23 protein-coding genes are annotated in these 21,909 nt (G+C 38.2%); 14 read left to right on the top strand and 9 right to left on the bottom strand.

The window, feature by feature from the left end; all coding sequences use genetic code 11:
* Positions 1-64 precede the first annotated feature (64 nt).
* On the bottom strand, positions 65-898 hold the full coding sequence (locus AC27GZ_RS05395; protein WP_487093886.1) for an HDOD domain-containing protein: 834 nt from the start codon (positions 896-898) through the stop codon (positions 65-67).
* A 523-nt stretch (positions 899-1,421) separates the two neighbouring features.
* Between AC27GZ_RS05395 and AC27GZ_RS05400 the strand changes: the two genes are divergently transcribed.
* From AC27GZ_RS05400 to nqrM, 8 genes are all read left to right on the top strand, one after another.
* Positions 1,422-2,759, top strand: coding sequence for a Na(+)-translocating NADH-quinone reductase subunit A (locus AC27GZ_RS05400; RefSeq protein ID WP_487093887.1), 1,338 nt, complete (start codon positions 1,422-1,424; stop codon positions 2,757-2,759).
* A gap of 2 nt (positions 2,760-2,761) precedes the next feature.
* Positions 2,762-3,964 (top strand): NADH:ubiquinone reductase (Na(+)-transporting) subunit B, encoded by a 1,203-nt coding sequence (locus AC27GZ_RS05405; RefSeq protein WP_487093888.1) that lies wholly within the window; start codon positions 2,762-2,764, stop codon positions 3,962-3,964.
* The gene (locus tag AC27GZ_RS05410) at positions 3,957-4,727 is read left to right on the top strand and encodes a Na(+)-translocating NADH-quinone reductase subunit C (RefSeq protein ID WP_487093889.1); all 771 of its coding nucleotides are present in this window, start codon (positions 3,957-3,959) and stop codon (positions 4,725-4,727) included. Before AC27GZ_RS05405 ends, AC27GZ_RS05410 begins: the two co-directional genes overlap by 8 nt.
* Positions 4,727-5,350 carry an NADH:ubiquinone reductase (Na(+)-transporting) subunit D gene (locus AC27GZ_RS05415; protein WP_487093890.1) on the top strand — a complete coding sequence of 208 codons (624 nt, stop codon included), beginning with the start codon at positions 4,727-4,729 and terminating at the stop codon, positions 5,348-5,350. The genes AC27GZ_RS05410 and AC27GZ_RS05415 overlap by 1 nt, the downstream gene beginning before the upstream one ends.
* 4 nt (positions 5,351-5,354) lie before the next feature.
* A complete protein-coding gene (gene nqrE / locus AC27GZ_RS05420; protein ID WP_487093891.1) occupies positions 5,355-5,978 on the top strand; it encodes an NADH:ubiquinone reductase (Na(+)-transporting) subunit E in 624 nt (207 codons plus the stop codon).
* Positions 5,979-6,041: 63 nt separating this feature from the next.
* Positions 6,042-7,265 carry an NADH:ubiquinone reductase (Na(+)-transporting) subunit F gene (gene nqrF, locus AC27GZ_RS05425; protein WP_487093892.1) on the top strand — a complete coding sequence of 408 codons (1,224 nt, stop codon included), beginning with the start codon at positions 6,042-6,044 and terminating at the stop codon, positions 7,263-7,265.
* Between the two features lie 218 nt (positions 7,266-7,483).
* The gene (locus AC27GZ_RS05430; RefSeq protein ID WP_487093893.1) at positions 7,484-8,515 is read left to right on the top strand and encodes an FAD:protein FMN transferase; all 1,032 of its coding nucleotides are present in this window, start codon (positions 7,484-7,486) and stop codon (positions 8,513-8,515) included.
* A 51-nt stretch (positions 8,516-8,566) separates the two neighbouring features.
* On the top strand, positions 8,567-8,788 hold the full coding sequence (gene nqrM, locus AC27GZ_RS05435) for a (Na+)-NQR maturation NqrM (RefSeq protein ID WP_487093894.1): 222 nt from the start codon (positions 8,567-8,569) through the stop codon (positions 8,786-8,788).
* A 90-nt stretch (positions 8,789-8,878) separates the two neighbouring features.
* Here nqrM and dxs read toward each other — a convergent pair whose 3' ends face one another.
* Genes dxs through AC27GZ_RS05450 form a run of 3 tightly spaced genes read right to left on the bottom strand, consistent with a single transcriptional unit; the run spans position 8,879 to position 11,952 of the window.
* Positions 8,879-10,756 carry a 1-deoxy-D-xylulose-5-phosphate synthase gene (gene dxs, locus AC27GZ_RS05440; RefSeq protein WP_487093895.1) on the bottom strand — a complete coding sequence of 626 codons (1,878 nt, stop codon included), beginning with the start codon at positions 10,754-10,756 and terminating at the stop codon, positions 8,879-8,881.
* Positions 10,757-10,800: 44 nt separating this feature from the next.
* On the bottom strand, positions 10,801-11,691 hold the full coding sequence (ispA, locus tag AC27GZ_RS05445) for a (2E,6E)-farnesyl diphosphate synthase (protein ID WP_487093896.1): 891 nt from the start codon (positions 11,689-11,691) through the stop codon (positions 10,801-10,803).
* Positions 11,692-11,700: 9 nt separating this feature from the next.
* Positions 11,701-11,952 (bottom strand): exodeoxyribonuclease VII small subunit, encoded by a 252-nt coding sequence (locus AC27GZ_RS05450; RefSeq protein WP_487093897.1) that lies wholly within the window; start codon positions 11,950-11,952, stop codon positions 11,701-11,703.
* 381 nt (positions 11,953-12,333) lie between these two features.
* On the opposite strand from AC27GZ_RS05450, the gene pomA reads away from it, so the two are divergent.
* The 3 genes from pomA (at position 12,334) to thiI (ending at position 15,676) form a co-directional block, all read left to right on the top strand.
* A complete protein-coding gene (gene pomA, locus AC27GZ_RS05455) occupies positions 12,334-13,101 on the top strand; it encodes a flagellar motor protein PomA (protein ID WP_487093898.1) in 768 nt (255 codons plus the stop codon).
* 52 nt (positions 13,102-13,153) lie between these two features.
* A complete protein-coding gene (locus AC27GZ_RS05460; RefSeq protein WP_487093899.1) occupies positions 13,154-14,095 on the top strand; it encodes a flagellar motor protein MotB in 942 nt (313 codons plus the stop codon).
* A 126-nt stretch (positions 14,096-14,221) separates the two neighbouring features.
* Positions 14,222-15,676 carry a tRNA uracil 4-sulfurtransferase ThiI gene (thiI, locus tag AC27GZ_RS05465; RefSeq protein ID WP_487093900.1) on the top strand — a complete coding sequence of 485 codons (1,455 nt, stop codon included), beginning with the start codon at positions 14,222-14,224 and terminating at the stop codon, positions 15,674-15,676.
* A gap of 72 nt (positions 15,677-15,748) precedes the next feature.
* Here the strand turns inward: thiI and AC27GZ_RS05470 are convergent, their stop codons facing one another.
* Positions 15,749-16,699: a ketopantoate reductase family protein gene (locus AC27GZ_RS05470; protein WP_487093901.1), complete on the bottom strand. Its 951-nt coding sequence runs from the start codon at positions 16,697-16,699 to the stop codon at positions 15,749-15,751.
* Positions 16,687-17,094, bottom strand: a complete 408-nt coding sequence (locus AC27GZ_RS05475; protein ID WP_487093902.1) for a VanZ family protein — start codon at positions 17,092-17,094, stop codon at positions 16,687-16,689. Before AC27GZ_RS05475 ends, AC27GZ_RS05470 begins: the two co-directional genes overlap by 13 nt.
* A gap of 121 nt (positions 17,095-17,215) precedes the next feature.
* On the opposite strand from AC27GZ_RS05475, the gene AC27GZ_RS05480 reads away from it, so the two are divergent.
* Positions 17,216-17,698, top strand: a complete 483-nt coding sequence (locus AC27GZ_RS05480; RefSeq protein ID WP_487093903.1) for a YajQ family cyclic di-GMP-binding protein — start codon at positions 17,216-17,218, stop codon at positions 17,696-17,698.
* Between the two features lie 134 nt (positions 17,699-17,832).
* Here the strand turns inward: AC27GZ_RS05480 and AC27GZ_RS05485 are convergent, their stop codons facing one another.
* Together AC27GZ_RS05485 and ygfZ are read right to left on the bottom strand one after the other, a co-directional pair.
* Positions 17,833-18,396: an FKBP-type peptidyl-prolyl cis-trans isomerase gene (locus tag AC27GZ_RS05485; protein ID WP_487093904.1), complete on the bottom strand. Its 564-nt coding sequence runs from the start codon at positions 18,394-18,396 to the stop codon at positions 17,833-17,835.
* A 38-nt stretch (positions 18,397-18,434) separates the two neighbouring features.
* Entirely contained in the window at positions 18,435-19,412 is a 978-nt protein-coding gene (ygfZ, locus tag AC27GZ_RS05490) for a tRNA-modifying protein YgfZ (RefSeq protein WP_487093905.1), read from the bottom strand.
* 150 nt (positions 19,413-19,562) lie between these two features.
* On the opposite strand from ygfZ, the gene AC27GZ_RS05495 reads away from it, so the two are divergent.
* Both AC27GZ_RS05495 and AC27GZ_RS05500 read left to right on the top strand, forming a co-directional pair.
* On the top strand, positions 19,563-19,832 hold the full coding sequence (locus tag AC27GZ_RS05495) for an FAD assembly factor SdhE (protein ID WP_487093907.1): 270 nt from the start codon (positions 19,563-19,565) through the stop codon (positions 19,830-19,832).
* Between the two features lie 52 nt (positions 19,833-19,884).
* Complete coding sequence (locus tag AC27GZ_RS05500) at positions 19,885-20,256, top strand: protein YgfX (protein ID WP_487093908.1); 372 nt, start codon at positions 19,885-19,887, stop codon at positions 20,254-20,256.
* Here AC27GZ_RS05500 and nadB read toward each other — a convergent pair.
* Positions 20,253-21,875 carry an L-aspartate oxidase gene (nadB, locus tag AC27GZ_RS05505; RefSeq protein ID WP_487093909.1) on the bottom strand — a complete coding sequence of 541 codons (1,623 nt, stop codon included), beginning with the start codon at positions 21,873-21,875 and terminating at the stop codon, positions 20,253-20,255. The genes AC27GZ_RS05500 and nadB overlap by 4 nt on opposite strands.
* Positions 21,876-21,909 lie beyond the last annotated feature (34 nt).

Raw genomic sequence — 21,909 nt, forward strand, 5'->3', positions numbered from 1 at the left:
ATATTTGTGCCTCTTTTTTTGTTCTCGTTGAATGATAAAACAGTGAAGTCAAGGGGAATAAATACTAAAAAGTATTGTTAAAATCTTCCTCTATGTCTGTGTAATCATCTATTGTTATACCTAGTACATTGAGTACATCGTCTTGCAGCTTTTCCCAGCCAGGTGTTAATTTAAAACGCTTGGCTTTTTCTACTATGTTTTCAGAAGCTTTTAATGCTGCGAAGGCTAACTGCTCTTGGTTGCCTGAGATATTCTTTAAATAATTTACTTCATGGTGTTGTAATATAAGCATGCAGATTTCTTTGGGTAAATTCCATGACGAGGCAATGTAATAGCCTAAGACAGCATGATTAGTTTGATAGTGCTTTTCCTCTAAACTAGTAGAATCAATGCCTAAACTATTAGCTTCAATTAAAATATCTTTATAATTCTTATGTTTGAGCGCCAATAATGGGATGCCGCAGTCATGAAATAGACCAATGGTATAAAGCATCTCTACAGGTATTTTACTTTTAATTTTACTACCCAAAAATGTCATTGCGTTAGCGACATCAAGAGCATCATCCCAAAAACGCTCTAGTGAAATAGAGGCATCCCCTTGAAAGGATTGCTTTAAAAGTACAGCAGTAACTAGAGCGTTAATTGTTTTTAGTCCTAACATCATTACCGCTTGTTTAATTTCTGATATTCGACGATTCATGCCGTAAACAGGTGAGTTGATGATTTTTAATATACTTGCGGATAAACCAACATCATTGCTAATTAATTCAGCAATTTGATCAATATCAGGTTCACTCTCATCCATTAATAATTGCATGTCTGTTAAAACTTTTGGTTTTACAGGTACTTGGAAGCTAGCAACGATGCTTTCCATTTTTTCTTCATTTAGCTCTATCATCTTTGGTATTCCAATTAAACTGCTCTCATAGGCGATTATATGCTCAATAGTTAATAAAGTGTTAATGCTAATCAATTTTTATTTAAAAACTTGGAGTTATTATTGGTGGGGATTTGAATTTTGACTGTATTTAATTTTAAGGAAAACTAATTTTTTAGCTAAGTTGGAAAGTTTAAATTATTGGTGTGAAAGCCAATAGCAAAGGCTGTAGTTTGGAGCAAGCTGTGTATTGAATATGAAAATTTGGCTGATTTTCAAGCAAAACATGCCACTATAGTCTAAATTGTAATGAAAAGTTGATCATGACCATAGAATAAAAAGGAGTTTTTATGGTAGTATTCGCGCCAGAAAAATTTAACTTAGAGCCAGTGAATTCTGTTTTTTCGAAAGGATAAATAGCTTATTCACTGAAATACACTGAAATCAATAACTTATGGTTTTATGGCTTAGGTTCTTTTGCTTTTAAGCTATAAACTAGAAAGTTTTGGTTTTAATACTCCCATCAAAAGTAGTGCAAGTGTTTATGATTACAATAAAAAAAGGCTTAGATGTTCCTGTTAAAGGTGCACCACAGCAGGTAATCCATGATGGTCCGTCCATCAAAACCGTAGCAACACTCGGTGAAGAGTTTGTGGGTATGCGTCCAACCATGTTTGTAAAAGTGGGTGATCGCATTAAAAAAGGTCAGGTGATTTTTAGCGATAAAAAGAATCCAGGCGTTAAATTCACATCTCAAGCAGCCGGTGTTGTTAAAGAAATTAATCGCGGCGAGAAACGTGTTTTACAATCTGTAGTTGTTGAAGTTGATGGCTATGATCAAGAAACATTTACAAGTTACTCAGCCAGTGAACTAGGGTCAATATCGCGTGAAGACGTGATAAATAACCTAGTTGAATCTGGTTTGTGGACTGCGTTAAGAACTCGCCCTTTTAGTAAAATTCCTGCTATCGATTCAACCCCTGAAGCTATCTTTGTTAGCGCTATGGATACTAACCCTCTGGCGGCAAACCCAGAAGTGGTTATCAGCGAACAAAGTGAAGCATTTAAAAATGGTTTAACCATTTTATCGCGTTTAACTGATGGCGAAGTTTTCGTCAGTAAAGCGCCAGGTGCTGATATTCCTGTTACTGATACTGTGCAAGTTAATGAATTTGCTGGTAAGCATCCAGCAGGTTTAGTCGGAACACATATTCATTTCTTAAAACCTGCAAGTGCAGAGAAGTTTGTTTGGCACCTTGGTTATCAAGACGTTATCGCTTACGGTAAGCTATTCACTTCAGGTGAACTTGATACTAACCGTGTTATTTCTCTCGCCGGCCCAGCCGCTAAAAATCCAAGATTAGTTCGTACTGTTTTGGGTGCTAGTACTGAGGAATTGACCGCAGGTGAAGCTATTGAAGGTGAATTACGTGTTGTTTCTGGTTCATTATTAATGGGTTCTACAGCAAGTGCTGTTCATGGCTATTTAGGTCGTTATCATGTACAAGTTGGTTTGATCCTTGAAGGACGCGAGAAAGAGTTCATTGGTTATATGTATCCAGGACCGAATAAGTTCTCAGTCACTCGTGCATATATGTCACATTTCTTCCCGAAGAAATTATTCAATATGACCACTACCACAAACGGTAGTTCACGCGCCATGGTGCCAATTGGCAACTTTGAACGTGTTATGCCGTTAGATATTTTACCTACCATGTTATTACGTGATTTAGTAGCCGGTGATACCGATACTGCACAAAAACTTGGTGCCTTAGAGCTAGACGAAGAAGATTTAGCGCTATGTACATTTGTTTGCCCAGGCAAAACAGATTACGGCGTTCACCTTCGTGATTGCCTAACCACAATCGAGAAGGAAGGTTAGTCATGGGCTTGAAAAAGTTTATTGAAGATATTGAGCCGCATTTTGAGAAAGGCGGTAAACATGAGAAGTGGTTTGCGTTATATGAAGCAGTCGCTACTGGTTTATTTACTCCAGGTTATGTAAATAAGGGCAAAACACATTTACGTGATAGCATTGATTTAAAACGAATCATGATCACTGTATGGTTAGCTGTTTTCCCGGCAATGTTTTTTGGTATGTACAACATTGGCTTTCAAGCTGTTGCTGCATTAGGCCAAGGATTTGCTACTCCTGATACATGGCAAACTGCTTTATTTGCAATGCTAGGTGGAACGCTTACAGCTGATTCCGGTTGGTTTAGCATGATGCTATATGGTGCCGTGTTCTTCTTACCTATTTATGCTGTCACCTTTATTGTTGGTGGTTTCTGGGAAGTGTTATTTGCAGCGGTTCGCGGACATGAAGTAAACGAAGGTTTCTTTGTTTCTTCTATTCTATTCGCGTTAATCGTACCGGCAACAATTCCTTTATGGCAAGTCGCTATTGGTATTACCTTCGGTATTGTAATTGCTAAAGAAGTCTTTGGTGGTACAGGTAAAAACTTCTTAAACCCAGCATTAGCGGGTCGTGCGTTTTTATTCTTTGCTTACCCGGCTGAAATCTCTGGTGATACCGTTTGGGTTGCTGCAGATGGTTTCTCTGGTGCTACGGCGTTAAGTGCTGCAAACCAAGGTTTAGTTGATTACTCAATGAATGCTGATTGGTGGGATGCTTTTTGGGGCTTTATTCCAGGCTCTGTGGGTGAAGTATCAACTTTCGCTATTTTATTAGGTGGTGCTTATATCCTTTATAAGGGAATTGCATCATGGCGTATCGTACTCGGTGTTTTCGGTGGTATGGTCGCAACATCTTTCTTATTCAATGCTATCGGTAGTGACACTAATGCAATGTTTGCTATGCCTTGGTACTGGCATTTAGTTGTTGGTGGTTTTGCTTTCGGTATGATGTTTATGGCAACAGACCCTGTATCAGCTTCATTTACTAATACTGGTAAATATTGGTTTGGTGCGCTAGTGGGTGTCATGGTTGTACTAGTACGTGTAGTAAACCCAGCCTTCCCAGAAGGCATGATGTTAGCTATTTTATTTGCTAACTTGTTTGCGCCATTGTTTGACTACTTTGTAGTGAAAGGCAACATAAAACGGAGGCTTGCACGCAATGTCTAGTAATAAAGAATCATTTGGTAGAACGGTTGGTTTCGTATTAGCCGTTTGTGTGGTTTGTGCCATGTTAGTGTCTTTTTCTGCAGTACAGTTAAAGCCGTTACAAAAAGCGAATAAACTATTAGATCAACAAACTAAAATTCTTGAAGCTGCAGGCTTATTAGAGCGTGCTGGTAAAGATATTGTTGGTACTTATAATGAACTTGTTGAAGCACGTTTAATTAATTTAGACTCAGGCGATTTTATCGAAGGTGATGTTCTTAACTTTGATGAACGTCGTAACTCTCGTGATAAAGCACTTTCAATTAAACCTGAAAATGATATCGCGGGTATTAACCGTCGCTCAAATACAGCGGTTGTTTATTTAGTTAAAGATGATGCTGGCTCAGTGAATACTGTTGTATTACCTATCGTTGGTTCTGGTTTATGGGATCTAATGTTTGGTTATGTTGGTTTAGCTTCTGATTTAAACACGGTTAAAAGCGTGATTTATTCTGATCATAAGGAAACTCCAGGACTAGGTGCTGAAGTACTTAACCCTAAATGGAAAGCATTATGGCCAGGCAAGAAAATTTATGATGCTAATGGTGATGTAAAAATACAGTTAGTTAAAGGCGGTGCTAAAGCAGGCGACCTTTACGGTGTAGATGGCCTATCGGGCGCAACATTAACCAGTAACGGTGTTACTAACACATTGCAATTTTGGTTTGGTAAAGAAGGTTATGAAAACTTCATTGCTAAATACCGCGCAGAAGGAGTTCAATAATGTCTTCAGATGCTAAAAAAGTATTAACGGGTCCTATTTTTGATAATAACCCAATTGCATTACAAGTACTGGGTATTTGTTCTGCGTTAGCTGTTACAAGCTCTATGGCGAATGCTTTAGTTATGACCTTAGCGGTTGTTTTCGTAACAGCTTTTTCAAACTTATTTATTTCAATTATTCGTAACTATATTCCATCAAGTGTACGTATTATTGTGCAAATGGCGATTATAGCTTCATTAGTAATTGTAGTTGACCAAGTATTGAAAGCTTTTTCTTATCAGCTATCGAAAGAGTTAGCCGTATTTGTAGGCTTAATTATTACTAACTGTATTGTAATGGGTCGTGCTGAAGCTTTTGCGATGAAAGAAAAGCCAGGTGTGAGTTTCCTTGATGGTATAGGTAATGGTTTAGGTTACGGTTTCATATTGATGACTGTTGCCTTCATTCGTGAACTTTTTGGTTTTGGTACTTTATTTGGTGTCGAAATTTTGCAATTAACGCAAAATGGCGGTTGGTATCAAGGTAATGGCTTATTAGTTTTACCATTTAGTTCATTCTTCGTTATTGGTTTAATCATTTGGGCTATTCGCCAATGGAAACCAGAACAAGTAGAGAAGGATTAATAGTATGGAACATTATATTTCTTTATTAGTTAAAGCTATTTTCATTGAAAATATTGCTTTAATGTTTTTCTTAGGTATGTGTACTTTCCTTGCTGTATCTAAGAAGGTTGATACTGCTATTGGCCTAGGTGTTGCTGTAATTGTAGTACTTGGTTTAGCGGTACCAGTTAACCAAATTATATATCAAGCTATATTAGCGCCAGGTGCTTTAGATTCATTAATGGGTATAACAGATCCAAATGAGTCTATCGATTTAAGCTTCTTATCATTTATTACCTTTATCGGTGTTATTGCTGCATTAGTTCAGATTTTAGAAATGGTGTTAGATAAGTATTTCCCTGCGCTTTATCAAGCATTAGGGATCTTCTTACCACTTATCACGGTAAACTGTGCAATTTTTGGTGCTGTATCTTTTATGGTAGCAAAAAACTTAACATTAGGTGAAAGTGTAGTTTACGGTATTGGTTCAGGTATTGGTTGGGCACTTGCTATTGTGTTATTAGCTGGCTTACGCGAAAAGATGAAATATTCTGATGTGCCAAATGGCCTTAAAGGCTTGGGGATTACATTTATTACTTCTGGACTAATGGCTTTTGGCTTTTTGTCTTTCGGTGGTATTTCGTTATAAATTTTAGCGGTGTAATACAAAAAAACTTGTGTTGCACCTTTAGAGAAGTTTAAGGAAAGGTCGATGGAAATTATTCTCGGCGTATCGATGTTCACAGCGATAGTTATAGCCTTGGTATTAGTAATTTTATTTGCTAAATCGAAGTTAGTATCAAGTGGTGACGTTACGATAAATATAAACGGCGATCCAGAAAAAGCAGTGACTACTGCTGCGGGTGGCAAGTTATTAGGTGCCTTAGCTGATAAAGGAATTTTTATTCCTTCAGCATGTGGCGGTGGCGGTACTTGTGGTCAGTGTCGTGTAGAAGTTCATTCTGGTGGTGGCGATATTTTACCAACAGAAGAAGGTCATATTACTAAACGTGAAGCTAGAGAAGGCTGTCGTTTAGCATGTCAGGTTGCTGTAAAGCAAGACATGGAAATTGAAGTTGAAGACGAGATCTTTGGTGTTCAGCAGTGGGAATGTGAAGTTATCTCTAATGATAACAAAGCAACTTTTATCAAAGAGCTTAAACTTGGTATTCCTGATGGTGAGTCTGTACCTTTTAGAGCCGGTGGTTATATTCAAATAGAAGCACCAGCGCATCATGTTAAGTACAAAGACTTTGATATTGAAGAGCAATACCGTGGTGATTGGGAGCATTTTGGCTTCTTTGATGTAGAATCTAAAGTAGACACCGATACCTTACGTGCATACTCAATGGCTAACTACCCAGAAGAGGAAGGCATCATCATGCTTAACGTGCGTATCGCTACGCCTCCTCCTGGCAAGTTGCATTTACCAGCGGGTAAAATGTCATCCTTTATCTTTAACTTGAAGCCAGGTGATAAGGTAACTATTTCAGGGCCATTTGGTGAATTCTTCGCTAAAGAAACTGATAATGAAATGGTATTTATCGGTGGTGGTGCTGGTATGGCACCTATGCGTTCACATATCTTTGATCAGCTTAAGCGTCTTAAGTCTAAACGTAAGATGAGCTTCTGGTACGGTGCACGTTCTTTACGTGAAATGTTCTATGAAGATGATTATAACGGCCTAGCTGCTGAAAATGATAACTTTGAATGGCATGTAGCTTTATCTGATCCTCAACCAGAAGATAACTGGGAAGGTTTAACAGGCTTTATTCATAATGTCCTTTATGAAGAGTACTTAAAAGATCATGAAGCACCAGAAGATTGTGAATACTACATGTGTGGTCCACCTATGATGAATGCTGCTGTAATAGGCATGCTGAAAGATTTAGGTGTAGAAGATGAGAATATCCTTCTAGATGACTTCGGTGGCTAGTATTTTACTTTAGTTTGTTGCTTCTTCGCTCAATAGCTGCATCGAAGGTGCTCATTGACTAACGTCAACTCCGCGCCTTCTCTTTGCTCTAGAGCAAATTAGCTGCAAATTTCAGTTAATTATCGTTACTATTTAAAGACGACTTCGGTCGTCTTTATCATTTACATCAAGGTATTAATGAGTACCTTGATGTAAATGATAAATTTTGGACGCCTTACATGAATAAATTCAAACTAATGTTAGCTAGTTTGCTGGCTATAGCATTAACTGCTTGTTTCCCCAGTAATGATTCACCAAAAACCGAAGTACTGCTGCAAGGGCGTACTATGGGTACAACCTATAATATTAAGGTCGTTTCGACGATTACTCATGTTGAAACGCTTAAATTACAGCAACAAATCGATGCAGCTCTTGAGCAAGTTAATCAAGAGATGTCGACTTATATGCCTGACTCGGAAATATCACGTTTTAATCAATCTAGCTCCACAGAAACAGTGGAAATATCAGAAGGTTTTAAGCGTGTTTTAGCTGAGTCTATTCGCTTAGGTGAATTAAGTTCAGGCAAGTTAGATATTACGGTAGGGCCTTTGGTGAATTTATGGGGTTTTGGGCCAGAGCAAAGGCCAGAGACAGTACCCAGTGATGACGTCTTAACAAATACACGTGCACGTATTGGTTTACAGCATTTGCACTTAGCAGGCAATTTATTATCTAAAAATATTCCTAACCTTTATATCGATTTATCAACGATAGCGAAGGGCTATGGTGTTGATGTTGTCGCTGAGTTAATTGAAGCTAATGGTATTTCAAACTACTTGGTAGAAATTGGCGGAGAAATGCGATTAAAGGGCTTTAAGCATACTGGTGAGCTTTGGGCTATTGCAATTGAAAAACCTATTTTAGATCCCTCTGGTGGGCAACGAGCAGTTCATCAGGTGGTGATCCCTAAAGATAATTCGGTAGCCACGTCTGGAGATTATCGTAATTATTTTGAAAGTGATGGTCAGCGTTTTTCTCATATTATTGATCCATCTACAGGAAAGCCTATCGATCATAATTTAGTATCAGTTACTGTTATCCATCCTTCATCAATGACCGCAGATGGGTTATCGACTGCGTTAATGGTGATGGGGGCAGAACAAGGGATGATTTTTGCTCAACAAAATGATTTGGCAGCATTATTCATCACTAAAACAGAGCATGGCTTTAATGAGCAGTTTACGGTAAAATTCAAACAGTATTTGAAGTAATGTTCTTTGTATTAAGATTAACCCGCAGGTGTAAGTAAGAGTAGTAATATTATGATGATTTTTTTGATTACCTTAGGTTTCTTTTTACTCATTGGTGCTGCAATGGCAGTAGGTTATATTTTCCAACATAAAACTCTTTCAGGCAGTTGTGGCGGCTTAGCTAGTGTCGGAATAGAAAAAGAATGCGATTGTGAGAACCCTTGTGAAAAGCGTCAAGAGCGAGAGCGTGTAGCAGCACAAGAAAAACAACGTATAGACGTTAAAAACATTTAAGCTGAAACGGGTTTAAGAGAAGTTAAAAAACGCCAACTTAATAACTTAAGTTGGCGTTTTTCGTTTAAGGAATAAGTTTAATAAATAAATTTAAGCAATAAATTGTTTAATGCGTTTCAGCATGCCTTCAGCATCAATTCCTAATTCATGATGAATTTCGGCTTGTGTACCGTGCTTAATAAAGTGATCAGGAATGCCGATGTTGAGTACTTTGATGTTAATGCCATTGGCTAATAAGTATTCGTTTACCGCTGAGCCAGCACCACCAGCAATGGCATTATCTTCAATAGTCACTAACACATCATGAGATTGAGCTAAATTGTCAACTAATGTGGTATCTAAGGGTTTAACAAAGCGCATATCAACAAGGCTAGTATTGAGCTGCTCTGCAACTGCCTTGGCTTCAGCTAGCATTGTACCAAAGCTTAATAATGCGATTTTGGTTGTCTCTTGTTGACTTGCTTCTAACAAGGTAACGCCTTTGCCTATCTCAATGGTTTCTTCGGTAGAGGGTAATTCTTCACCCGTACCATTTCCACGAGGGTAACGCACAACAGCTGGTGTATCTAACTGATGACCAGTATTGAGCATCAATTGACATTCACGTTCATTTGCTGGCGTCATAATGGTCATATTAGGGATACAACGTAAATAACTTAAATCAAATGAACCTTGATGAGTAGCGCCATCTGCGCCGACAATTCCGGCTCTGTCTACTGCAAACAAAACGGGGAGGTTTTGAATAGCAACATCATGGATAAGTTGATCATAACCACGCTGTAAAAAGCTTGAATAAATTGCCACTACAGGTTTTTGTCCACCAATAGCAAGACCTGCAGCATAGGTGACAGCATGTTGTTCTGCAATCGCAACATCATAATATTGGTCAGGGAAACGTTGGCTAAACTCTACCATGCCTGAACCTTCGCGCATGGCAGGCGTAATGGCGACTAGTTTTTTATCAACAGCAGCTGTTTTACATAACCAATCGCCAAAAATTTGTGAATAGGTTGGTAATGTAGGCTTGGATTTTGGTAGGTTGGCATCGCTTGGATTAAATTTAGGCACAGCATGGTACTTAATAGGATCTTGCTCAGCTGCGTGGTAGCCTTTACCTTTTTTAGTGGCAATATGAAGGAGTTGTGGTCCTTTAAGACTTTTCATATTTTTAATGGTATCAACTAAACCATTAACATCATGTCCATCAATAGGGCCTATGTAGTTGAAACCAAGTTCTTCAAAAAAGGTGCTTGGCACAACCATGCCTTTTATATGTTCTTCAGCACGGCTTGCTAGCTCTTTTATAGGCGGTAAGTTATTGAGAATACGTTTACTGCCTTCGCGTAGACCTGTATATAAACTACCGGAAAGCATTTTTGCAAAATGATTATTTAAAGCACCAACATTTTCCGAAATAGACATTTCATTATCATTAAGAATAACTAACATGTCTTTACGAATGTCTCCGGCATGGTTTAATGCTTCGAAAGCCATACCTGCAGTCATGGCTCCATCACCAATAACAGCAACAGTTTTTCTGTTTAAGCCTTCTTTTTCGGCGGCAACCGCTAAGCCAAGTGCAGCTGAAATTGACGTGCTTGAGTGACCAACACTTAAGGTGTCATATTCACTCTCTTCGCGCCAAGGGAAGGGGTGCAGACCATCTTTTTGTCTGATGGTATGCAATTGATCACGTCTACCCGTTAAAATTTTATGAGGATAGGCTTGGTGACCAACATCCCAAATAAGGTGATCAAAAGGCGTGTCGTATACATAGTGAAGTGCCACAGTTAACTCAATAGTACCCAAGCCTGAAGCAAAGTGACCACTACTTTTACTAACCGAATTTAATAAATAGCTACGAAGTTCATTACTGATTTTTGGCAATTGCTCTTGTACTATATTTCGCAGATCTTTTGGCGAATCAATTTGAGCAAGTAATGGATAGTCAGCAAGGTTTGTAGTCATAGTGTAATATTCAAGTCGCTATTATTGGTATATTAAATTTAGGGTTAGTGGCTACGCTTAACTATGAAGGTAGCAAATTCCTCTAAAGACTGCGTATTGTACGGTAAACTAGCTAAAGCTTGAAGCGCTTGCTGCAATAAGTTTTCAGCTTTTTCTTGCGCGCCTTGTAAACCAAGCAAGGCAGGATAAGTACTTTTATTGGCGGCAAGGTCTGAGCCCTTTGGCTTACCAAGTTCTTCTTCGCTAGAGGTAATGTCAATAATATCGTCTTGCACTTGGTAAGCTAAGCCAATAAGTTGTGCGTATTGCTCTAATGCTTGTTTTTCTGCTGAATTAACTTGCATAGAGCACTCTGCAGCCATTAATACGCAGGCTTTCAATAGCGCCCCAGTTTTTAGCATGTGTAATTGTTCAAGCTGCTGTAAATCAATTGCTTGATCGGTTGCTGATAAATCAAGCGCTTGACCACCACACATGCCTTGGTAGCCGGAAGCTGCTGCCAACTGTTGGATAAGTTTGATTTGTTTGCTTTGTACTGCTTCAGAAAATTGATGATTAGCGAGGATGTCAAAAGCAAGGGTTTGCAGTGCATCACCAGCTAAGATAGCCGTCGCTTCATCAAAGGCTTTATGACAGGTTGGTTTGCCTCGTCTTAAATCGTCATCATCCATGGCTGGTAAGTCATCATGTAATAAGGAATATGCATGAATACATTCAAGGGCAGCTGCAATGGCATCTATATCAGATTGCTCAGTGCCTAGGGCTTCACCTGTGATATAGGCTAAATAAGGTCGCATTCTTTTGCCACCAATCAGTAAACCATAACGCATCGCAGCAAGTAATTTTTCATCATTGATGGCTAATTGATCAAGTTGTTTGGTTAGAAATTGATTAATTTGCATTTGGTGGTGTTGATAATTAACTAAGTTACTCACAAATTTTACCTATGAATGCTCATCATTTGAGACTGTATAGTTAGTTAATTGTTGCTCGCCATTTTTTTCTAATAAAATTTTCACTTTTTGTTCAGCGGCTTGCAGTTTAGTTTGACTCACCTGGCTTAAGTTTAGGCCTCGTTCAAATAAAGCCATAGATTCTTCCAAGCTTAGCTCCCCTTGCTCAAGGTTTTGTACAATAGTGTCGAGCTCAACGAGAGACTCTTCAAAACTGAGGTTTTCTAATTTTTTCTTTGCCATGTAAATTTCTCTGGGGCGCTAACATTTTAGGACTAGGCGCAAACTTACCTTAGCTAAGCGCGTTGGTCAATGTAGACTTACTTTCTAGTTACTATTTTCCTTTCTATTAGCTTACATTTATTTGTAACAAGCTTGTTATTTACCGAAAAAGGTACTTTTTACTGCGTCAGTTTCTCTGTAAAGAAAAATCAAAAATAATAAATCTGTGCATATTTCAATCGTTAACTACTTCTTATCTCAAGTTCAGACTATATTTATTTAAAACAAGCTATTAAGTTATTGACTGCATGGGCGATAACATAAGTATTAGCGAATATTTATTGCTTCATGTACTATTATTTTATTAGTGCTATTTGGATTTGGTAGTTTTAGGAGAGATTTGTGGATTTAGCAACGTTAATTGGTATTGTTGGCGCCATCGGTTTACTTGTTATGGCAATGATACTATCTGGCGACATCATGATGTTCGCTGATACTCAGTCAGTATTAATTGTATTTTGTGGTTCAATTTTCATCGTATTATCAAATTATAATTTAAGTCAGTTCTTCGGTATTGGTAAAATTATCGGCAAAGCCTTTATGTTCAAACTGGAAAAACCAGAAGAATTAATTGAGAAAGCGGTTGATATGGCTGACGCTGCGCGTAAAGGTGGCTTTTTAGCTTTAGAAGAAGCTGAAATAACAAACCCTTTTATGCAAAAGGGTGTTGATATGCTAGTGGATGGTCATGATGCTGACGTTGTTCGTGCTACTTTACAAAAAGATATAAACCTTACCACAGAACGTCACGAAACTGGTTCAAATATGATGATGGCCTTAGCTGATGTAGCGCCAGCAATGGGGATGATCGGTACGTTAATAGGCTTAGTAGCTATGCTGTCGAACATGGATGATCCTAAATCTATTGGTCCAGCGATGGCTGTTGCCTTATTAACTACGCTTTATGGTGCTTTTCTAGCAAATGTTATTGCCATTCCGATTGCCTCAAAGTTAAAGCTACGATTAGCTGAAGAAAAGATGAACCAAGAACTAGTGCTTGATGCGGTTTTAGGTATCCAAGACGGGCAAAATCCGCGTGTAATCGAAGGGTTATTGAAAAACTATTTAGCTGAAGGTAAGCGCGCTATTGATACCACAGGTGACGAGTAGTTGATGATGCAATCCCTTGAGCTGTTAACTGTGAGAAATGTAAGGAGGGCATATGTCTGAAAAAGAATGTAAGTGCCCACCACCGGGCCTTCCCGCTTGGATGGGGACTTTTGCAGATCTTATGTCCTTACTTATGTGCTTCTTTGTACTGTTACTTTCTTTTTCAGAAATGGATGTACTTAAGTTTAAACAAATTGCTGGCTCAATGAAGTTTGCTTTCGGTGTTCAGAATAAAATAGAAGTAAAAGATATCCCTAAAGGCACAAGTATTATTGCGCAAGAATTCCGTCCTGGTAAGCCTGAGCCAACACCGATAGAGGTGATCCAACAGCAAACCATGGAAATGACTCAACAAATGTTAGAGTTTCAAGCAGGTGATGAAACCTCTGCGGGTGGTCGTCAAGAGCAACGAGGTACTGAACGTGGTGGTCAATCGCAAAATACTGAAGACGCTATGTCTGCAGAATCATTACAACAAGCTAAAGAGCAAATGGAAAGCGCAGCTCAAGAACAGGTAAATGATTTAGTGAAGAAAATTGCAGAGCAGCTTGAACAGCAAATTCAAGATGGTGCAATCGAATTAGAATCTTTAGGTCAGCAGGTGATTATTCGCATTCGAGAAAACGGCTCTTTCCCGTCAGGTTCAGCATTTTTACAACCTAAATTTAGGCCTATTATTCGAGAAATTGGTGAATTGTTGAATACGGTTCCTGGTGAAATTATGGTTTCGGGTAATACCGATAACCGAGGGCTTGATTCAGAATTGTTCAGCTCTAATTGGGACTTATCGAGTAAACGTGCCGTGGCTATTGCCCATGAGTTAATTAAAGTGCCTAACTTTGATCAAACGCGATTAGTGGTTGCCGGACATGCCGATACTCGCCCGCTAGTGCCAAATACAAATGCATTGAATCGTCGTCGAAATCGTCGTGTTGAAATTGCAATTAACCAAGGTAAAGCGAAAGAAACAGAACCCATTCAAGTCACTCAATAAATACTTAAACCCCAAGCAGCAAATTAACTTCCCGTTAGTTTGCTGCTTTGTTCTAGTCGCCTGTCGCTTTTTAATAGTATATAATGCGCGCCAATTCCCAGCCGTTATTATTTAGGTTATTTGTCGATGAAATTTATCGTAAAGCTGCAAGCTGAAATCACCATTAAGTCACGCCCCGTGCGTAAACGTTTTACCAAAATTTTAGACTCAAACATTAAGAATGTTTTGCGCCGTGTCGATGAACAAGTTACTACGCGCATGAATTGGGATAATGTTGAAGTTAACACCAAAGACAATAGCCCAGAAAACCGTGAACGTTTAGTTGAAGCCTTAAAGTGCATTCCGGGCGTACCTTTATTTTTAGAGGTTCAACAATATCCTTTTACCGATTTGCATGATATTTATGAAAAAACTTTAGCTGTTCACGCTAAAACCATTGAGAACAAAACTTTTTGTGTGCGAGTTAAGCGTACAGGAAGTCATGACTTTAATTCGCTTAAAGTAGAGCAATATGTTGGTGGTGGTTTGAACCAAGCGGTTGAAAGTGCAAAAGTTAAACTGAAAAAACCTGACGTGACCATTCATTTAGAAGTTAAAAATAATGATTTGTTTATTGTCACAGAACGTCATCAAGGTCTAGGTGGCTTCCCAATAGCGACTCAAGAAGATGTTTTATCATTGATGTCTGGTGGTTTTGATTCGGGTGTTGCTAGTTATCAAATGATCAAAAAAGGGGCTCGTACCCATTATTGCTTTTTTAACTTAGGCGGCTCAGCTCACGAAGTGGGTGTTAAACAAGTCAGTTATTTTTTATGGAATAAGTTTGGCGCTTCTCATAAGGTGAAGTTCTTTGCGGTAGACTTTGAGCCCGTGGTGGCTGAAATATTAGAAAAAGTAGAAAATAGCCAAATGGGTGTTGTGCTTAAGCGCATGATGATGCGAGCGGCGAGTAAAGTTGCTGATCGCGCTAAAATTCAAGCGTTAGTAACTGGCGAAAGTTTAGGGCAAGTTTCCAGCCAAACCTTAACTAACTTAAATGTAATTAATCGTGTCACGGAAACACTTATTCTTAGGCCATTATCGGCCTATGACAAGCAAGATATCATTGATATTGCCCGTAACATTGGTACAGAAGATTTTGCGAAAACCATTCCTGAGTACTGTGGCGTTATTTCTAAAAAACCTACCGTGAAAGCTGTTTTGTCAAAAATAGAAGAAGAAGAAGGTAACTTTGATTTTTCTATTTTAGATAAGGTCGTTGCAGAAACACGTGTTTTTGATATTCGTGATATTGCTAAAGAAACCGAAGCAGAAATAACCGCGGTAGATTTAGTTGAGAACATTAGTGACAAAGCTGTTGTAGTTGATATTCGATCTCCTGAAGAAGAAGATGAAAATCCTTTAGAAATTGATAATGTTGAAGTGAAGCATATCCCTTTTTATAAACTTGCTACACAATTTGGCGATTTAGATATGAGTAAAGATTATTTGCTGTATTGCGATCATGGTGTGATGAGTAAGTTGCAGGCGCTTTACTTACTTGATAATGGCTTCACAAATGTCAAAGTGTATCGTCCGTAAGTGCTCTGGCCAATCAATATGATTCAGCTCATCGCGGTATAGTGTTGGGCTGTTTTTTTGACTAAAAATAGACTACAGGTGTGAATTTAAGTTTTTTATCGCTTGCCACATTTTGGTATTTTCAGGTGTAGCAATATTATGTTTTAAACCTAAGCGATGAATGTAACCATTAATATAGTCAATTTCAGTTTTTCTCTTTTCTAAAATATCACAACGCATTGAAGAGCAGTTTTTTGCCGTAAGCTGTGCAACTTGTTGAACCTTTTTTTGCAGCTCAGTCTTATCTAAACAAATATTCTCAGCCTTAGCGACTTGCACAATTTCTGCAATTAAATTTTGAGTTACTCGAGTAAAGATTTCGTCATTCACTTGCCCGTTATTAATATCATATAAAGCGGTTATCGGGTTTATTACACAATTAATAGCAAGTTTCAGCCACTGCATATTTTTGATGTTTTGATTAAATATAACTGAAGGTAAAGCGCTGTTAAGTAAAGTAGTTAAAGACTGCTCTAATTCTTTGTTTTGTGTACCTGATATTAAGCCTAAACTTGATTCTCCAGTACCGGTATGTGTTATGGCTAAAGGTCTATGTCGTAAACAACCATGTGTGGTTAGTAAGGTATAAATATTATGCTTTTCTAACACCGTTTTTGGTAAGTTTTCGATAGTTCCCATACCATTGTGTGCTAGTACTATACTGCAGCCTGTAGGTAAATCATTTGCTACTTGTTTAATTGCCGACTCTATCTGATAAGACTTTAAACACAGTAATACACAGTCAGCTATTCGAAGTTGTTCTTGTTGTGCGTAGTTTATTTCGCCAGTTATTGTTTTCTTTGTTAATGAGGTGAACTGATATTGATTTTTCTCAAGGTCCTGCCGCTTTGATGCAAGTAAACTAAGCTGAATTGCAGCATGATTAGTTTCTGCTTCAGTAACTTTCGTTAATTGCTCGATATGGTGATACCAGAGTAACCCTATCGCACCTTGACCCACAATAACGATATTCATTTTTGACATTCTAAAATCGCTTCTGACTGAGATTTAGTTATAAATGACTTTTTATAAGCGAGATAAAGTAATTTCAGTAAAATAAACAAAGTTATGCCAGCAAGATCTGCAAAAAAGTCACTGAACTCACCATTTCTAAAACCTAAAAAAGATTGCCCCAATTCACTGAGCGCCCCATAAAAAGAAAGAGTAAATAAGGTTAACAGTAAATTGACTTTGAGAAACGAGTGCATAACCCAGGCTAATACAAAAAAACCTATAAAGTGGCCTATAGTATCAATTTGTGGTGATCTAAAAATAGCGTTTTTCAATTCTGTTGGCAAAAATAAAGCACTGGAAAAAAACAGTACAATTGCTGCACTGAGCAGTAATATAAAAAATAGTAGGTGATGGCGAGCTTTCACAAAAATAGCTTAACTTGAGTTTTTATATAAGGATAATATCATGGTTGATAAAGGCTTGTTTGCCTTTTCTTGCTAGGTATAATATTGCCAACAATTTTGTGAAATTTAATGAGATAAAATTATGCCATCGATGGATATTGTGTCTGAGATTAACATTGAAGAAGTACGCAATGCGGTAGAAAACGCTAACCGAGAACTGACTAATCGCTTTGATTTTCGTGGTGTTGAAGCGAGCTTTGAGTGGAAGAAGCCTGTGGTTACTATAAAAGCTGAAGGTGATTTTCAGTTAAAGCAGCTTAGCGATATGTTACGTAGTCAGCTAACTAAACGTAATGTTGATGCTAAGGCAATGACCTTAGGTACGGCTTCAGCCACTGGTAAAAATTGGAGTCAACAGGTTACTTTTAAAGAAGGCATTGAGCAAGATGTTGCTAAAAAAGTAGTCAAACTGATTAAAGCGGAAAAGTTTAAAGTGCAAGCGGCTATTCAAGGTGAGCAAGTTCGCGTCACAGGGAAAAAACGTGATGAGTTACAAGCTGTTATGGCCATGATACGTAAAGCAGAATTAGAGCAATCTTTCCAATTTACTAACTTTAAAGACTAATTCAAATTAATTAGTCTTTAAAGTTTAACCATTGCGAGTGTCGAATACTGATAACAGTTTGTTTACCTAGGTTTGCTTTTATCGTCAACATTCTTCGTTATCAGTGCTCTATACTCGCTTTAAATTGCGCGGTCTTAATGTTTATCGCTACTACAGCTACTGCTACCACAGCAATCATTTTTTTCTTCGTCACTCTCGCTGTGTTCATGAGTGTGACTACCACAACTTTCACCTTCAGCGTGGATATGGCCGTGAGCAAGCTCTTCTTCAGTTGCTTCACGTACTTCTAGAATTTCAACATCAAAACTTAGATCTATCCCCGCTAAAGGATGGTTACCATCAACAGTTACTTCATCATCGCTAACATCAATTACAATGACGGTTTGCTCGCCATCGTCGGTTGTTGCACGTAGTTGAGTGCCAACAGCAAGCTCTTCAACACCTTGTAATAATTCTTTAGGTACGTTTTGAACGTATTCATCATGACGTTGACCATAGGCTTGGTCGCAAGGTACATCCACTTCAAACTTGTCACCTTGCTGATGATCAATTAGGGCATCTTCTAAGCCCGGAATTAAATAACCTGTCCCTTGAATAATTGCCATAGGCTTATGATCATAAGAGCTATCAATCAGTGTGCCTTCACTGTCTGATACGGCGTAATGCATTACAACGACTGAGTTTTTGGTGATTTTCATATAGGTTCCAACTATGTAAATTGAGTATGTTAATAAAATTATTCTGTCACAAGTGAATAAGGTAATGGCTCTACTTTGATACTAATATTAGGTTGAGATTTCAGACGTAATGCCGTTGTCTCGTCAACATCACTGCCTAGTACTGCTTGTAAATAGCCATTGCCATCATTACTTTGATAACTGATGAGGATATCTCCCGCTTTTCGCCAGTTATCACCAAGTTGTTTTTCAATCACTTCGTCTGCTAATAAGGGCTCATCTGTTTGTAAAGATAATGAGAACAGTGCGCGTTTGTTTTTACCTAAGTATTGCATGCGAGCAACGGTTTCCTGACCTAGATAACATCCTTTGGTGAAGCTGATACCATGAATAGCTTGTAAATTAAGCATTTGCGGTACGTATTCACTGGCTGTTTGTTCGTTTAATTGTGCAAAGCCTTCGATGATTTCTAATAAGTCCCAAACGGGCGCCGTGAAAGTGTTTAAGTTTAGCTTTTCAAGTTTGACAGCTAAATTATCTGCTTCATCTATTAATAAATAACGGGCTTGTTTTCCTGCAACATAAATGAGGGTAGTTCCATCACTGTTGACAACGGGAGTTAGGCTATCAGGTACTTGAGTAAAGTTAGCTTTTAATAATTCACTGGCTTGTTCACCGACAAGGGCGAAAATATTTATATTGTCAGCTTGGGTAATTTCTACTTTGGCAAACACACCAAATTTTTTTAATTCTGCAATAGAGGCTGTAATGCTGCTTTTGGGTTGTATCAAAAGGTGAGCATTATTGCGATTAATTAATCGAAACACACTAAAGACTTTACCTTTGGCATTACAGTGAGCGCCAATTAATACATTGTCATTTGTACTGCTATTTACATCACAAGTTACTTGGCCTTGTAAATAACTTGTTTGTTCTTCGCCACTTAATGAAATAGCGCTGTAATGATCTAAAGAAATTAAATAGGTACTGGGTAATTGCGAAGGAGAAAGCAAATTATCGTTACGGTTTGTTAGCATAAGTAAGGCACTATAGTGTGATTGTTAAGGCATAGGTGAGGGTTAAGTGAACAAATATCAAGTTTAACAGTAAAAAAACACACAATTTATTGGCGAGTAAACTAGCGTTATTGTTACAATAACGCTAACTTTATTTTTAGGTAATTTGATATGTCAACAGAAACAAATACTCAACCCGTTGTAAATAAGGCGCGACTTAAGTGGGCTTGCCGCCGTGGTATGTTAGAGCTTGATGTACTTTTTATTCCTTTTGTTGATGAAGCTTATGATGATTTAGCACCCAAAGAACAACGTATTTTCGAACGATTATTGACTGAGCAAGATCCAGATTTATTCGCTTGGTTTATGGGACATAAAACTTGTGAAGACCCTGAACTTAACGCCATGGTGCAATTTATTCTCAATCGCGTCAAAGTATAATATTCAAGTAAAAAAATCTTATAATAAACGGCTTCTTATTATAGGTTTTTTAGTGTTTGCTTGTTTACTCTTTTGGGTATTGTTGAGTTATGAGTATCTGTTATCTCAAGCCCTTTCTGTTGTTAGTCTTTTGATTTTTGGCATTGTCTATGCCAACTTAAAATCAGCTCAAGCAACTATTGCTTATCAATTTGAATTAACAGCTCAAGGGCAGTGCATTTTTGAATATGATCGCTATTTTCAGATACAGCCTAGTAGTCGAATAAGCTTTTTAGGATGTTGGCTAACACTTGTGCCGATAGGTGATACAAACTCGCCGCTTATGTGTAAACAAAAGCGGCTTTTTATTTTTCGAGATAGCTTATCTGAGCTTGACTTTTCCCGCATCTCTGCCGTTTTAAATAACTTAACTGCTCAGGGTTAACTCTTTTGATTTTGACTGTTTATCTTTGGGGTAAGAATGGTTGGCTCTGCTTTTTCTAAAGTGTCGGGGTAATCTAAGGTATAGTGCAATCCACGACTTTCTTTTCTACGTAACGCACAATGAATAATTAATTCAGCCACTTGCACTAAATTTCTTAATTCAAGTAAGTTATTACTCACCCTAAAGTGTTGGTAATAATCTTGTATTTCTTGCTGTAATAATTCAACTCTGTGTAGTGCTCGCTCAAGTCGTTTTGTGGTTCTAACAATACCGACATAATCCCACATAAATAGTCTTAACTCATGCCAGTTATGTTGAATAACCACTTCTTCATCAGAGTCTATTACTCGGCTTTCATCCCAGCGTGGTAATGTTGGGAAACTATTGCTTTGTGAAATAGACTCGCTGATCTCAAGGGCAGCTGCGCGAGCAAAAACTAAACATTCTAATAGTGAATTGCTTGCTAAGCGGTTTGCACCATGTAAACCAGTGTAAGACATTTCACCAATAGCATATAGTTGCTCAACATCAGTTTTCCCATGTTGATTAATCATTACACCGCCACAAGTGTAATGGGCTGCAGGTACAACTGGCATAGGTTGTTTGGTTATATCTATGCCTAACGCTTTTGTACGTTGATAAATGGTTGGGAAATGTTGTTTGATAAATTCCGCAGGTTTGTGACTGATATCAAGGTACATGCAATCTGCGCCTAAGCGCTTCATTTCAAAATCGATAGCTCGTGCAACAATATCCCTTGGCGCTAGCTCAGCTCTTTCATCAAAGGCAGGCATGAAACGACTGCCGTCTGGTCGTCTTAATTTCGCCCCTTCACCACGTAATGCTTCGGTGAGTAAAAAGTTGCCAGCATCTGGGTGGAATAAGCAGGTTGGATGAAATTGATTAAACTCCATATTAGCAACACGACAACCTGCGCGCCAAGCCATTGCAATTCCATCTCCACTAGCTATGTCTGGATTAGAAGTATATTGATAAACCTTGCTGGCACCGCCTGTTGCTAAGATGGTTTTTTGTGCATAAATACTTTCAACTTTTTCAGTATTTCTGTTCCATAAATAAGCACCAATACACTGTTTTTTTTCCGCATTATGTTCATCAGGCTGGCAAATAAGGTCAATGGCATTGTAGCGTTCAAATACACGTATCCTTGAATGCTGCTTAACACGCTGAGCAAGTGTGGTTTGGATTACTTTACCTGTTGCATCAGCTGCATGCAGTATGCGTCTGTGACTATGACCACCTTCACGGGTTAAATGGTACTGCTCTTCGCCTTGATTATTTTCTTCTTTATCAAACTCAACGCCTTGTGCTATCAACCAATTTAAACAAGCTTTTGCATTTTCTGCTGTATATTGAACCGCTTCTTCATCGCATAAACCAGCACCGGCAACCAAAGTGTCAGAAACATGTGCTGATATACTATCATTCTCATCAAAAACAGCGGCTATACCACCTTGCGCATAAAAGGTTGAACCTTCATTTAAGGGACCTTTACTGAGAATAACTACATCGGCGTTTTTGGCTAAATGCAAGGCAAGTGTTAAACCAGCAGCTCCACTACCAATAATTAACACGTCACAATTATTTTGTTGATTCATATATAAAAGATAATCAGGTATTATAGGCTAATAT

The sequence above is a fragment of the Colwellia sp. SU-HH00943 genome (assembly GCF_057546125.1).

Coding starts and splice junctions, on each gene's coding strand:
- AC27GZ_RS05395 (WP_487093886.1), bottom strand. CDS start 898: ATGATAGAGCTAAATGAAGAAAAAATGGAAAGCATCGTTGCTAGCTTC.
- AC27GZ_RS05470 (WP_487093901.1), bottom strand. CDS start 16,699: ATGTCAAAAATGAATATCGTTATTGTGGGTCAAGGTGCGATAGGGTTA.
- dxs (WP_487093895.1), bottom strand. CDS start 10,756: ATGACTACAAACCTTGCTGACTATCCATTACTTGCTCAAATTGATTCG.
- nqrE (WP_487093891.1), top strand. CDS start 5,355: ATGGAACATTATATTTCTTTATTAGTTAAAGCTATTTTCATTGAAAAT.
- AC27GZ_RS05450 (WP_487093897.1), bottom strand. CDS start 11,952: ATGGCAAAGAAAAAATTAGAAAACCTCAGTTTTGAAGAGTCTCTCGTT.
- ygfZ (WP_487093905.1), bottom strand. CDS start 19,412: ATGCTAACAAACCGTAACGATAATTTGCTTTCTCCTTCGCAATTACCC.
- nqrM (WP_487093894.1), top strand. CDS start 8,567: ATGATGATTTTTTTGATTACCTTAGGTTTCTTTTTACTCATTGGTGCT.
- AC27GZ_RS05430 (WP_487093893.1), top strand. CDS start 7,484: ATGAATAAATTCAAACTAATGTTAGCTAGTTTGCTGGCTATAGCATTA.
- AC27GZ_RS05495 (WP_487093907.1), top strand. CDS start 19,563: ATGTCAACAGAAACAAATACTCAACCCGTTGTAAATAAGGCGCGACTT.
- nqrF (WP_487093892.1), top strand. CDS start 6,042: ATGGAAATTATTCTCGGCGTATCGATGTTCACAGCGATAGTTATAGCC.
- AC27GZ_RS05480 (WP_487093903.1), top strand. CDS start 17,216: ATGCCATCGATGGATATTGTGTCTGAGATTAACATTGAAGAAGTACGC.
- nadB (WP_487093909.1), bottom strand. CDS start 21,875: ATGAATCAACAAAATAATTGTGACGTGTTAATTATTGGTAGTGGAGCT.
- AC27GZ_RS05485 (WP_487093904.1), bottom strand. CDS start 18,396: ATGAAAATCACCAAAAACTCAGTCGTTGTAATGCATTACGCCGTATCA.
- AC27GZ_RS05460 (WP_487093899.1), top strand. CDS start 13,154: ATGTCTGAAAAAGAATGTAAGTGCCCACCACCGGGCCTTCCCGCTTGG.
- AC27GZ_RS05410 (WP_487093889.1), top strand. CDS start 3,957: ATGTCTAGTAATAAAGAATCATTTGGTAGAACGGTTGGTTTCGTATTA.
- AC27GZ_RS05405 (WP_487093888.1), top strand. CDS start 2,762: ATGGGCTTGAAAAAGTTTATTGAAGATATTGAGCCGCATTTTGAGAAA.
- thiI (WP_487093900.1), top strand. CDS start 14,222: ATGAAATTTATCGTAAAGCTGCAAGCTGAAATCACCATTAAGTCACGC.
- AC27GZ_RS05415 (WP_487093890.1), top strand. CDS start 4,727: ATGTCTTCAGATGCTAAAAAAGTATTAACGGGTCCTATTTTTGATAAT.
- AC27GZ_RS05400 (WP_487093887.1), top strand. CDS start 1,422: ATGATTACAATAAAAAAAGGCTTAGATGTTCCTGTTAAAGGTGCACCA.